Consider the following 12,434-nt stretch of genomic DNA (forward strand, 5'->3'; position numbering starts at 1 on the left):
TCCGTTTTCATCTCTCCCTGCGAAGAGTAATCCTTCATTAGCGCGCTGCAAATCGAGCAACGTGTTCGGCGAGAAAATCAATTTCCTGCGGCGTATTATAAAAAGCCAGCGAAGGCCGGACGGTACTCTCATAACCAAAATGACGCAGGATCGGTTGTGCACAGTGATGTCCGGCCCGCACAGCAATACCAACCTGACTGAGATAGCGCCCCACGGCTTCATTGTCGTGACCCGCCAGCACGAAAGATAAAACACTGGTTTTGTTCGCCGCGGTACCCACCAGCGTCAGACCAGGAATAGCCGACAGCCTGGCGATCCCATACTCCAGTAAGGCATGCTCGTATTGTGCAATATTTTCTATCCCCAGCGAGAGTACATAATCGATCGCCGCCCCCAGACCGACGGCATCGGCAATATTGCCCGTTCCCGCCTCAAATTTATTCGGCGAAGGTTGATAGCGCGTTAGCTCAAAGGTCACGTCGGCGATCATATTCCCGCCGCCCTGATACGGGCGGGCCTCTTCCAGCACATCCTGTTTGCCATATACGACACCGATCCCGGTAGGTCCAAAAATTTTATGGCCGGAGAAGACGAAGAAATCAGCATCCAGGGCCGTCACATTGGTCGGGATATGCGAAATAGACTGCGCGCCGTCGATGGCGATACGCACGCCAAAACGATGGGCAATTTGCACCAACTCCTGAACCGGGGTAACGGTACCCAGCGCATTAGAAACGTGGGTCGCAGAAACAAAGCGGGTTCTGTCGTTGAACAACCGGATATATTCCTCAACGATCAGTTGCCCGTGCTCATCAACCGGTGCAACGCGGATTGTCGCGCCTGTTTCCTGGGCAATCAGTTGCCACGGTACAATGTTGGCGTGATGCTCAAGTTGCGTAAGGATAATTTCATCCCCAGGCCGTAACAACGGCTTCACGTAACTGTGCGCAATCAGGTTGAGCCCTTCCGTGGTACCGCGCACGAAGATGATATTTTCCGGGCCGCGCGCGCCGATAAAGCGCGCCACTTTCTCGCGCGCGGCTTCATACGCATCAGTGGAACGTGCGGCAAGCGTATGTGCCGCACGATGAACGTTCGAGTTCTCATGCAAATAATAGTGGCTGATGCGCTCGATAACCTGCTTCGGGCGTTGGGTCGTTGCGGCATTATCCAGCCAGACAAGTGGATGACCGTCCACCTGTTCAGCAAGGATCGGAAAATCCGCCCGGATCCGTTCAACCGGGATCTGCCCAACCCGCGCCAGCGGCGCAGGTATGGAGCCGGAAGCAGGCAATGCCGCAAACCCGCGAGGCGCGATATCCGCCCTGCTCTCCTGGCCCAATGGCACCACCCGCGGTGCGTAAGCGGCCTCGGTGACTCGCGAGGGCCTGGACGTGGTGTCCAGCAGCCCTCTCAGATCCCGCGCGTCGGGCAGACCGTAATCGCGCGCGGAGGGCGCGTCACCCGGCCCCCCGCCGGGCGCATAGGGAAGCGTTAATACATTACTCGTAGTCATAATATTCACCCACTTCAACATCTTCCAGTACAGCAATGGCATCATCGGCCAGGATTGCCGCGGAGCAATAAAGTGAGAGTAAATAGGAGGCTACACCGTTATCGTCGATCCCCCGGAAGCGCACCGACAGTCCGCGAGACTGTTCGTTTGGCAGCCCTTCCTGATAAAGCCCCAGTACGCCGCGTTTACTTTCACCGGAACGAATCAGCAAAATATTGGTTTTCCCGCTCTGGCTTTTCGGGTTTTTCAGACCATCAACAAACAGTTTATCGGAAGGGATCAGCGGAATACCGCGCCACAGAATAAAAGTCCCCCCATGCAAGTTCACCGTGACCGGCGGCACGCCGCGTCGCGTGGCTTCACGCTGAAATGCGGCGATCGCACGCGGATGAGCGAGAAAGAAGGATGGCTCTTTCCAGACTTTTGACAGCAGTTCATCGAGGTCATCCGGCGTTGGACGACCTTTACGGGTCTGAATACGCTGCGAATCAGCAATATTTTTCAGCAATCCATATTCATCGTTATTGATAAGCTGACTTTCCTGGCGTTCGCGCAGACTTTCGATCGCCAGCGCAATTTGCTCTGAAGCCTGATCGTAGGGCGAGCTGTAGAGATCGGCGATTTTGGTATCGACGTTAATAATGGTCGTAATTGAATCCAGTTGGTATTCACGCGGCGTGGTCTGATATTCGACATAGCCCTGAGGTATCTCAACGCGCGAGGGATCCTGGCTGCATAATATGTCCAGCGGCGTATCCCCCTCCACGACCTTGTTCACCCGATAAATCCCCGACTCCAGACCTTTATAATCGAGAAAACGGCTGACCCAGCGCGGAGTAATTGCCGCAAATTGCGGAGCCGTTTTGGTCACATTGGCTAATTGATAGGCGGCGTCACGCCCCAGTGCATTAATGCCTTTTTGTTCTGCCATGATAATTCCTTAGTGTTTGAAAGAGTGGAGCTGAAGGTTAGTACTGGGGCAAACGGGTATCGACATCCCGCGCCCAGGCATTTAGGCCATCTTTTAAATTCATCACGCGCCCCGGATAACCTGCGCGCTGGAGTGCCCGAATGGCGAAAATACTGCGCTGCCCTATCTTGCACAGAAATACCGCATCGATAGTCGGATCGAATTCATCGATACGTCTGACTATCTGGCCCAGCGGCATCACTTTTGCCTGAGGAAATTTTGCAATCGCCCTTTCGTGAGGTTCGCGAATATCGATCAGCTGCAGAGGTTTTCCCTCCTCTATCCAGGCGTGAAGCTCCAGCGCCGTGACGCTTTCAACCGGCACTTCTGCCTCATCGGCTTTCAGCCCACAAAACTCTTCGTAGTCGATAAGCTCATGAATCGACGCCTGCTCACCGCATACCGGGCAGCCGGGATCTTTCTCCAGCCGCAGCTCACGTTGCTTCATCTGCCACACATCGAAGAGCAACAGACGGCCAATCAGGCTCTCGCTGCCGCCGACGATAAGCTTGATCGCTTCCGCCGCCTGAATGGTGCCGATAATCCCCGGCAACACACCGACAACACCGCCTTCAGCACAGGAAGGAACCAGCCCCGGCGGCGGGGGTTCGGGATAAAGGCAGCGGTAGCATGGCCCTTCACCGGCATAAAAGACGCTGGCCTGTCCTTCAAACTGGAAAATGGAGCCATAGACCAGCGGCTTGCCCAGCAAAACGCAGGCATCGTTGATCAGATACCGGGTGGGATAATTGTCCGTACCGTCGACCACGAGGTCATATTCGCGGATTATCTCGAGCGCGTTTTTACTGCTCAGGGTAGTGTTGTAGGTCTCCACCTGAATTTCGGGATTGATTGCTTTGATTTTGTCTTTCGCCGAAGCGACTTTAGGCCGGTTGAGATCTTTGGTACTGTGAATAATCTGCCTTTGCAGGTTGGAGATATCGACAAAATCAAAGTCGACAATCCCCAGCTTACCGACACCCGCCGCGGCCAGATAAAGCGCCACGGGTGCACCCAACCCACCGGTGCCAATAAGCAACACGCGGGCGGCCTTCAGACGCTTTTGCCCCTCAAGCCCGACTTCCGGCAACAGCAGATGGCGGCTGTAGCGGGCTATTTCAGCATGCGTCAGTTCCGTCAGACGGTCATCCGGGATAATGCTCGGTCTGCTCATAATGCCTTCCCGGCTCCGCCTGCAATGGCGGGAACCAGCAGCACCTCCGCACCGTCGCTAACCGGGGTATCCAGGCCACCGGTAGTTTTAATATTGTGCTCTCCCACATACAGATTGATGAAACTGCGCAACGCCCCTTCGTCGTCATACAGATGCGGCTGAATGTCAGGGAATCGCTCCGCCAGCGCCGCGACCAGCTGCCCAACGGTGTGGCCTTCGAGGGTCACTTTCCCCTGGCCGTCGGTGAAAGCGCGTAGCGCAGTGGGAATCAGTAATGTCGATGCCATAGTGATAATTTCTCCGTGTTTTGCTCTGGTTTCCGGCAATGTTGTGCCTGTTATTCACGTCATGAACTGATGTGCACATCCTCCTGCAAAAAGCGCAGGCGGTCCTGCGTTAGCCGCCAGCTGGTCAGCGCCCCCGCCTGCCGCTGCGCGACCGCCACGATGATGTAGGCGTAAAACGGCAGCGCATGTTCACGGTCATATTCCGATGGAATAGCCGGATGATCGGGATGCGAATGGTAATAGCCGATGACATCCACCTCCTGAGCCAGCGCTGCGCGTTCCGCCCTCAACGCGTCGTCAGCGGTGATGACAAACCGGTGGTATTGCTCTTCTGATTCTCGGGCATTGACGATGGGGAAAATCGCCGTCACGCGGGCATCACCCTGCGCGGATAAATGACCAAAAAGCGCACCGCAGCATTCATTGGGATAGGTCTTTTCCCCTTCCGCGCCAATCTGCCTGGCGATTTCGTATGTCAATTCAATCATGGGTTTCATTCCAGAAAGGGTCTGTCAGGTAGCGTGAGCCGACATCACACAGCAGCGTGACGACCACCGATCCCGCCGGCAAGGTGCGGGCCAGCCGTGCAGCGGCGGCAACATTGGCGCCGGATGAAATACCGACGAAAATACCGTCCCGCCGGGCGAGGCGTCGCGCGCTCGCATAGGCCTCCTCGGTGGTGACGTAAATAATGTCGTCAAACAGGGTTTCGTCGAGGATGCCTGGTTTAATGCTGCTGCCCATATGCTTGGTCCCTTCAATACCGTGGAATGGCGAAGCGGGCTGTACGGCGATGGTTTTCACCTGCGGATTCTCAAATTTCAGCCGCCGCGCAGTGCCAACAAAACTGCCGGACGTGCCCATACCGGCAACAAAATGGGTGATTTGTTGTCCGCTCTGCTCCCAGATCTCCTTTCCGGTGGTCGCGAAATGCGTCTCTGGATTGACGGGGTTGTTATATTGGTCGGGATAAAAATAGCGTTCCGGGTGTGCGGCAACCTGTGCCTGAACTTCAATATATGCGCCATCAGAACCTTCAAGCGGATCGGTCTCCACAATTGTGGCGCCATACTGACGAATAATTTTTTTACGCTCCGGGCTGGTATTCTGAGGGAGATACAGCCGGACCTTATACCCCAACGCGGCACCGAGCATCGCGTAGGCAATTCCGGTATTACCGCTGGTCGCATCAATAATAGTTTTATCTGGCGTTAATAACCCCCGGGCAATCCCGTCCAGCACCATGGCTTTCGCCGCGCGGTCTTTCACCGAGCCGCTGGGATTCATAAACTCTGCTTTTGCCAGCAGCGTTACGCCAGGTAACTCTGCAACAAAGGAGGGTAACGTTATTAAAGGCGTAGCGCCAATCGTTTCAAGCAAATTCATAATAGTTATCACGCTGCTATTTTATCTGTGCTGGCACTGGCATTTCATTATTAAAATGATTAAATCCCGTCACCGTCGCTAAAATTTTTTTGCTGTACTCGGGCCTGCTGTACATTACTATCCGGAGGAACATCACGGGTCAGCCAGATATTTCCACCGATGCTGGAGCGCGCACCGATGGTAATTCTCCCTAATATTGTCGCGCCGGCATAAATAACAACGTCATCTTCTATTATTGGATGGCGAGGGTAGTTTTTTTGCAATTGCCCATTATCACCGGCGATAAAACGTTTGGCCCCTAATGTCACGGCCTGATAAATACGCACCCGTTTACCGACGATCGCTGTTTCACCAATCACCACCCCGGTTCCGTGATCGATAAAGAATCCATCATCAATCTGCGCGCCTGGATGAATATCTATTCCGGTCTGGCTGTGCGCCTTTTCCGTAATAATTCGCGCCAACAGCGGCAAATCGAGCTGATACAGCTCATGGGCCAGACGATAGTGCATCACAGCATGAATTCCCGGGTAGCAGATCAGCACTTCATCCATACTGCGTGCGGAAGGATCGCCCTGATAAGCGGCGAGAATATCACCGTCGAGACGCTGGCGAATGACCGGCAACCGGTTGGCGAACTGCTGAACGCGCCTGACAGCCTCCTGCAACAGCGCGTGATTTTCCTCCTGCTCATCCGATTGATAAGAGAGCTCCAGAAGCGCTTCTTCGGTGAGCCGGTCCAGCGCAGTGCTCAACAAATGGCCGACGTAATAATCTTCACCCTCTTTACGTAAGTCAACGTCGCCTAACCGCATCGGATAAAGCACTTTTATCAATGTATCAGCGACGGAATTAACGCTTTCCCTGGAAGGTAAACCACGTTTATTTCGATAATTATTTTTCGCATGCTCATCGCGCCACGTCTGACGAACTTGACGCAGTTCATTGACGACATTATTTAAATGCCAGCTATTTTCTCTTATCGGCATGAGATACAATTCACCCGCTTCCGGCATAATAATATCCTTCTTAAAAACACATCGATAAATCTGGTTTCGGCGTTACCTCACTTTTATGCATTACCCACATTAAAAACAAATAACCTTATTGACTTTAAATAGCTGAAAATAATAAATACTTAAAAATCAAGGCATTCAATAATACTCTACCCATAACTGAATCGATCTATAATCTGCTTTAAACGGAACCGTGAGGTCTGCGGTCAGTCCGCCGCGAACCGCCAACGCCACTGTGCGGCATCGCCTGAACAGACTTTGAGCCCGCACAGAGAAACTGATACCGATATGAGTATGGGTTTAAATCAACATAATCACTGTTCGCCACCGCAGCCTCAGGCGGCAATTTCTCCGACACGCCAGGCCGTTCCCGCTTCTGTTGCGCCAGATGTTTTGCGCCTGTTTATCGCGCGGTGCGCAAACCCTAATCCTGAGCAGAGGAGTATCGCTGTTGGCGCACTTCAGCCCACCAACGGGCCGGCCTGCTTACTCGTGGCGACCGGTAGTTGCTTTGCGACCCCTCGCACTTTTTACCCGGTTCAGAGGTTATCTTCTGGCCAGGTGTTCGACAGGCCTGCACATTTTTTAGCCTCCCCCTACAGATAAGCCACGGCGTTCAGCGAATAATGCCCTGTGCAAATATAAATTTTATTTTAATAATAAGTCACGAAATATGATTTTCTTATTTGCACCACAATAATAATCCGGCACAGAAGGAGAAATGCCATTAAGCCGTATCATTTCCGCCTGACGAGGATTATGATGATGGCATTATCATTTCGCTATTCGGTGATTGAGAGTTAAATGGATCTTATCGGCATAATTATGTCGGCGGGAAAATCCTCCGTTGATGTCGCGCTTTATACGCTATTACCCATTATGGTCGTCATGCTGATGATCATGAAATATCTGGAAGTCCGCGGTGTGCTGGACGTTATCGTCCGCTGGGTCGCCCCTCTGCTCAAACCATTTGGCCTTGGCGGGATGAGCGCATTCGCGTTGATTCAGATAAACTTCGTCAGCTTCGCCGCACCGTTGGCGACGCTGGCCATTATGGATAAGCGTGGCGTCTCAGATCGGCAGATGGCCGCAACGCTCGCCATGGTCTTTGCCATGGGTCAGGGCAACGTCTTTTACCCTTTCACCCCTTTTGGTCTGCACTGGATGGCCTCGATTTGCATTTCGATTATCGGCGGTCTGTGCGCAGGGGCGGTCACCTGGCATGTCATCGGGCGCCGTCTGTCAGTGATGGAGAATGCCCGGGCAGAGGCACTCCCCAACGCCGAACAAAACAACCAGGGTGTGATTGCGGTCATTAACAATGCGGGTTCTGATGCCATTCGTCTCGCGCTCGGTGCGGTGCCGATGCTGATCCTGTCATTAACCCTCGTCGGGGTGATGCGGGCGGCAGGCATCATCGACATGCTTCAGCACCTGCTGATGCCGCTGCTGCAGTGGCTACATATTCCAGTCAACTTTGTCCTTCCTGCGCTGGTCAAATGTATCGCAGGTGGTACGGCATATTTTGGCGTGGTCTCTGAACTGGTGCAGCAAGGCAAAGTCACCATCAGCCAACTCAACGCCTCCGCCGGATTATTAATTCAGACCTTCGATCTGCCCGGTATTGGTATATTCCTCGGGGTGAGCTCGCGATTTGTTCGTCTGTTCCGCTTTGCTGCTCCTGGCGCTATCATCGGTATTCTTATTCGGACCATTATGCACGTGACGATATTCTGAATCTTTGTAGATTAAACGCAGCCTAAACCATTAGGCTATTCTTATTGTAAGAAAAAAGGTAACGGGCAATTATCGCCCGGAATAGCGCTGATCAGGGAATGTTTTATGGAGTGGTGGGTAAAAAAAGTACAATCATCGAAGAAAGCACAAGATTATTGCGCAGTATTACAAAGCGCGCATTTATTGGTTATTGCCGAAATCACCACTCGGCAATGCGCTTTACAATGCGGAGATAAACTCACACCGCTGGCAAATGCCCTGTATTGCCTCAATGACGATCCGGCAAAGACATTAAAAGTGATAAAAGCCACGCACTTCAGCAGCGAACGCTGGGTGGAAATCGCCAAACCTGAGTAATAAATCAGCACTCGTTCCTTCAGCAATAATATTTAATTCAATCACTTTCACCGCGCAGAGGATGAAATTCCCCTTCGCTCTTTTCTGTCTATGACATACTATCAAGCATGTCAGCAGACCTGAAAAAAGGAGCGAAGATGAACCACAAGGCCGCCAGTCTGACCCCGCAACAAGCACTGAATCAGCTTGAACTGCAATATGAGCGTTCGGTCAGTGCATTACGTAAAGCCATCGGCGAATATATCAACCACAGCGTTCTCCCGGATGACAACGCTCGTGCTAACGGCTTGTTTGTTTATCCGCAACTCTCCGTATCGTGGGACGGCACGGACCATAAAGCGCTAAAAACCCGGGCCTGGGGACGCTTCACCCATGCCGGTTGCTACACCACAACTATTACCAATCCTAAGCTGTTTCGCGCCTACCTGCTGGAGCAGCTGACGTCGTTGTATCAGGATTACGGTGCGCATATCAGCGTCGGGTTGTCACAGCATGAAATCCCTTATCCGTATGTCATCGATGGCTCCGCCCTTACGCTCGATCGCTCGATGAGCGCGGGCCTGACCCGTCATTTTCCGACCACCGAGCTGTCGCAAATTGGCGATGAAACGGCGGACGGACTGTTCCATCCCACCGAACACCATCCGCTTTCCCATTTTGACGCCCGCCGCGTCGATTTCTCTCTCGCGCGCCTGCGGCACTATACCGGAACGCCGGTCGATCATTTTCAGCCGTACGTTCTGTTTACCAACTACACCCGCTACGTTGATGAGTTTGTGAGCTGGGGATGCCGTCAGATTCTCGATCCTGACAGCCCCTATATCGCACTTTCCTGTGCCGGTGGGATCTGGATAACAGCCGATACGGAAGCGCCGGAGCAGGCCATTTCCGATCTGGCCTGGAAAAAACATCAGATGCCCGCCTGGCACCTGATCACCAAAGATGGTCAGGGAATTACGCTGATCAATATTGGCGTCGGCCCGGCGAACGCCAAAAACATCTGCGATCATCTGGCGGTACTACGCCCCGATGTCTGGCTGATGATTGGCCACTGCGGCGGTCTGCGTGAAAGCCAGACCATCGGCGACTACGTGCTGGCCCACGCTTACCTACGCGATGACCACGTTCTGGATGCGGTGCTGCCGCCGGATATCCCGATTCCCAGCATTGCCGAAGTGCAGCGCGCGCTGTACGACGCAACTAAACAAATCAGCGGCATGCCTGGCGAAGAGGTTAAACAGCGGCTACGTACCGGTACGGTGGTCACCACCGATGACCGCAACTGGGAGTTGCGCTATTCCGCCTCGGCTCTGCGCTTCAACCTTAGCCGCGCCGTGGCCATCGACATGGAGAGCGCCACCATCGCGGCCCAGGGCTACCGCTTCCGCGTCCCGTACGGCACGCTGCTATGTGTCTCCGATAAACCGCTGCACGGCGAAATTAAGCTGCCAGGTCAGGCCAACCGCTTTTATGAAGGAGCGATCTCCGAACATTTGCAGATAGGCATTAAAGCCATCGATCTGCTGCGTGCCGAGGGTGACCACATGCATTCGCGCAAGCTGCGGACCTTCAACGAACCGCCGTTCCGCTAACCCTTCCCGCTTTTTGCCCGACGCGACGGCGGGCAAAGAACAAGTGACCAATCGTCCTCGCAACCGACCTCTATCGGCCCGCTGCCAGCGGGCCTTCCCCGGCAGCGGACTCTGGCCACGGCCAATCCTGACCGCGGTATAACTCATCGCCTTCCGGCGATAATGCCTGTTCATCAAAGCGCAATAAAATCGTTTCTTTATATTGGGGGGAGCTGCGACCGCTTGCGTTGGCATCACAGGATAGCGTTTTATAGTGGAGACTCTGAAAATGACGCCCCGATGTTTGCCGGATTCAGGTATATCTCGGTATGAGTACCCTGCGCCATCGCCTGCTTATCCAGGTACGCTGCCTGCCTGGATAAGCCAGGGACTCGGGGAGATGGTTTTACCGAAGGGGTGGAGAAAATACCGGAGCACAAAAAAGCACAGTCGTCGCGGCTTAATGCGGAGGTTTCATCCGTGGTAACCGTCAGCATGCCAGGAGAAACCGGCATTCGCATAGCTATCACCAATGCGGGATTCTGGACAGCGAGCGAGGGGATCATTGAAAGCAAAAAGCCCGCTTAAGTTTCCTTAAGCGGGCTTCTTAAATATGGCTCCTCTGACTGGACTCGAACCAGTGACATACGGATTAACAGTCCGCCGTTCTACCGACTGAACTACAGAGGAATCGTTGTGGAGTCGTATCTTAGCGGCGAAAAAAATTTTGTCAAACATCAATTTGCCCGCAAATGTTCAATTGCTGCTTCCATCAACAATTTGTTGCTGTTACCGACAATTAATAAGGAAAAATGTTTTGCAGGATCCGCCATTCTCTATCATTATTTGAAATGTAGTTTCAACTTTTCTCACTAAGGTCTCCTTTGAACGTCACCTCCGCAGTAAGCCAGGTCATGGGACGTACCTCCTGGTTCAAAAAGCGTAAAAGCTATCGTGTACTTTACTGGCGTGAAATCAGCCCTCTTGCGGTGCCTATTCTCCTGGAAAACACCTGCGTTTTGCTGATGGGCGTACTGAGCACGTTCCTGGTCAGCTGGCTGGGAAAAGAGGCGATGGCCGGGGTGGGGCTGGCCGACAGTTTTAATATGGTCATTATGTCGTTCTTTGCCGCCATCGATCTCGGTACGACGGTGGTGGTTGCCTTTAGTCTCGGCAAACGCGACCGGCGGCGGGCGAGGTCGGCGGCAAGACAATCGCTGGCGATTATGACGTTGTTCTCTGTTCTGCTGGCCGCCGCGATCCATGCATTCGGCAGCGAGATCATTAATTTTGTCGCCGGCGATGCCTCTGCACAGGTGAAGGCCATGGCGCTGACCTATCTGGAGCTGACGGTATTAAGCTACCCGGCGGCGGCCATAGCGCTTATTGGCAGCGGGGCATTGCGCGGAGCGGGTAACACCAAAATACCGCTGTTGATCAATGGCGGGATGAACATCCTCAACATTATTATCAGCAGCATCCTGATATACGGCATTTTTTCCTGGCCAGGTCTGGGGTTTGTCGGCGCTGGTCTCGGACTGACCATCGCCCGCTATATTGGCGCCGTGGCGATAGTCTGGGTACTGGCAATTGGTTTTAACCCGGCGCTGCGCATCTCGCTGAAGAGTTACTTTCGGCCGTTCAATCTGGCGATTATCTGGGAAGTGATGGGCATTGGTATCCCGGCGAGTATTGAATCGGTCCTGTTCAACGGTGGCAAACTGCTAACGCAGATGTTTGTTGCGGGCATGGGGACCAACGTTATTGCCGGCAACTTCATCGCCTTTTCCTTCGCTGCGTTGATTAACCTGCCGGGGAACGCGCTGGGTTCCGCTTCGACGATTATTACTGGTAAACGGCTGGGGAAAGGGCAAATCGGGCAGGCAGAGCGCCAGGCGTGGCATGTCTTTTGGTTATCAACTATCGTTCTGACGGTGATTGCGTGGGGGACGGCGCCGTTTGCCAACCTTATCGCTTCTTTCTACACCAGCGAAGAAGATGTCAAAGTGGTGGTCAAAGAGCTACTGTGGCTCAACGCCTTCTTTATGCCTATCTGGGCGACTTCGTGGATCCTGCCCTGTGCTTTTAAAGGCGCACGTGATGTGCGCTACACCATGTGGGTATCAATGCTGGGAATGTGGGGTTGCCGTGTCGTTGCGGGTTACACCTTGGGCATTGTGCTGGGTATGGGAGTGATTGGCGTCTGGTTGGGAATGGTGCTCGACTGGGCGGTACGTGGCGTGCTGTTCTATTGTCGAATGGTCAGCGGACGCTGGCTATGGAAATATCCGCGCAGCAAGATTCAAGTGGACGAAACATAACCATTTTTCAGGCGAAACGATACTTTTTGCCCAAAGTGGAGAATAAATCGGCAAACGATTTAAATTGTGAAAACAGCCTTTGACAAGGCCAGGTGGCAC

The 12,434-nt window shown here is 53.3% G+C and carries 12 protein-coding genes and 1 tRNA gene; 5 read left to right on the forward strand and 8 right to left on the reverse strand.

The window, feature by feature from the left end; all coding sequences use genetic code 11:
- Positions 1-37: 37 nt before the first annotated feature.
- Genes ACZAHD_RS17950 through epsC form a run of 7 tightly spaced genes read right to left on the reverse strand, consistent with a single transcriptional unit; the run spans position 38 to position 6,148 of the window.
- Entirely contained in the window at positions 38-1,516 is a 1,479-nt protein-coding gene (locus tag ACZAHD_RS17950; RefSeq protein WP_462457982.1) for a SufS family cysteine desulfurase, read from the reverse strand.
- Positions 1,503-2,447: a family 2A encapsulin nanocompartment shell protein gene (locus ACZAHD_RS17955; RefSeq protein ID WP_462457983.1), complete on the reverse strand. Its 945-nt coding sequence runs from the start codon at positions 2,445-2,447 to the stop codon at positions 1,503-1,505. Before ACZAHD_RS17955 ends, ACZAHD_RS17950 begins: the two co-directional genes overlap by 14 nt.
- A gap of 37 nt (positions 2,448-2,484) precedes the next feature.
- Positions 2,485-3,660, reverse strand: coding sequence for a molybdopterin-synthase adenylyltransferase MoeB (moeB, locus tag ACZAHD_RS17960; RefSeq protein WP_462457984.1), 1,176 nt, complete (start codon positions 3,658-3,660; stop codon positions 2,485-2,487).
- Positions 3,657-3,947: a MoaD/ThiS family protein gene (locus ACZAHD_RS17965; protein WP_462457985.1), complete on the reverse strand. Its 291-nt coding sequence runs from the start codon at positions 3,945-3,947 to the stop codon at positions 3,657-3,659. The genes moeB and ACZAHD_RS17965 overlap by 4 nt, the downstream gene beginning before the upstream one ends.
- Positions 3,948-4,006: 59 nt before the next feature.
- Positions 4,007-4,435, reverse strand: coding sequence for a M67 family metallopeptidase (locus ACZAHD_RS17970; protein WP_462457986.1), 429 nt, complete (start codon positions 4,433-4,435; stop codon positions 4,007-4,009).
- The gene (locus tag ACZAHD_RS17975; protein WP_462457987.1) at positions 4,428-5,333 is read right to left on the reverse strand and encodes a PLP-dependent cysteine synthase family protein; all 906 of its coding nucleotides are present in this window, start codon (positions 5,331-5,333) and stop codon (positions 4,428-4,430) included. The genes ACZAHD_RS17970 and ACZAHD_RS17975 overlap by 8 nt, the downstream gene beginning before the upstream one ends.
- Positions 5,334-5,392: 59 nt before the next feature.
- Positions 5,393-6,148 carry a serine O-acetyltransferase EpsC gene (gene epsC, locus ACZAHD_RS17980; RefSeq protein WP_462457988.1) on the reverse strand — a complete coding sequence of 252 codons (756 nt, stop codon included), beginning with the start codon at positions 6,146-6,148 and terminating at the stop codon, positions 5,393-5,395.
- Between the two features lie 1,005 nt (positions 6,149-7,153).
- On the opposite strand from epsC, the gene ACZAHD_RS17985 reads away from it, so the two are divergent.
- The 3 genes from ACZAHD_RS17985 (at position 7,154) to ACZAHD_RS17995 (ending at position 10,035) form a co-directional block, all read left to right on the forward strand.
- A complete protein-coding gene (locus ACZAHD_RS17985; protein ID WP_462457989.1) occupies positions 7,154-8,086 on the forward strand; it encodes a nucleoside recognition domain-containing protein in 933 nt (310 codons plus the stop codon).
- A gap of 105 nt (positions 8,087-8,191) precedes the next feature.
- Positions 8,192-8,443 carry a histidine kinase gene (locus ACZAHD_RS17990; protein ID WP_462457990.1) on the forward strand — a complete coding sequence of 84 codons (252 nt, stop codon included), beginning with the start codon at positions 8,192-8,194 and terminating at the stop codon, positions 8,441-8,443.
- 137 nt (positions 8,444-8,580) lie between these two features.
- The gene (locus ACZAHD_RS17995; protein ID WP_462457991.1) at positions 8,581-10,035 is read left to right on the forward strand and encodes an AMP nucleosidase; all 1,455 of its coding nucleotides are present in this window, start codon (positions 8,581-8,583) and stop codon (positions 10,033-10,035) included.
- A gap of 593 nt (positions 10,036-10,628) precedes the next feature.
- Here ACZAHD_RS17995 and ACZAHD_RS18000 read toward each other — a convergent pair.
- Positions 10,629-10,704: transfer RNA gene (locus ACZAHD_RS18000), tRNA-Asn, on the reverse strand.
- Between the two features lie 6 nt (positions 10,705-10,710).
- Here ACZAHD_RS18000 and ACZAHD_RS18005 point away from each other — a divergent pair.
- Together ACZAHD_RS18005 and ACZAHD_RS18010 are read left to right on the forward strand one after the other, a co-directional pair.
- On the forward strand, positions 10,711-10,890 hold the full coding sequence (locus ACZAHD_RS18005; RefSeq protein WP_462457992.1) for a DUF5951 family protein: 180 nt from the start codon (positions 10,711-10,713) through the stop codon (positions 10,888-10,890).
- 8 nt (positions 10,891-10,898) lie between these two features.
- Positions 10,899-12,335 (forward strand): EmmdR/YeeO family multidrug/toxin efflux MATE transporter, encoded by a 1,437-nt coding sequence (locus ACZAHD_RS18010; protein ID WP_462457993.1) that lies wholly within the window; start codon positions 10,899-10,901, stop codon positions 12,333-12,335.
- Positions 12,336-12,434 lie beyond the last annotated feature (99 nt).

The organism is Raoultella sp., from assembly GCF_039594335.1.
Lineage (GTDB): Bacteria > Pseudomonadota > Gammaproteobacteria > Enterobacterales > Enterobacteriaceae > Klebsiella.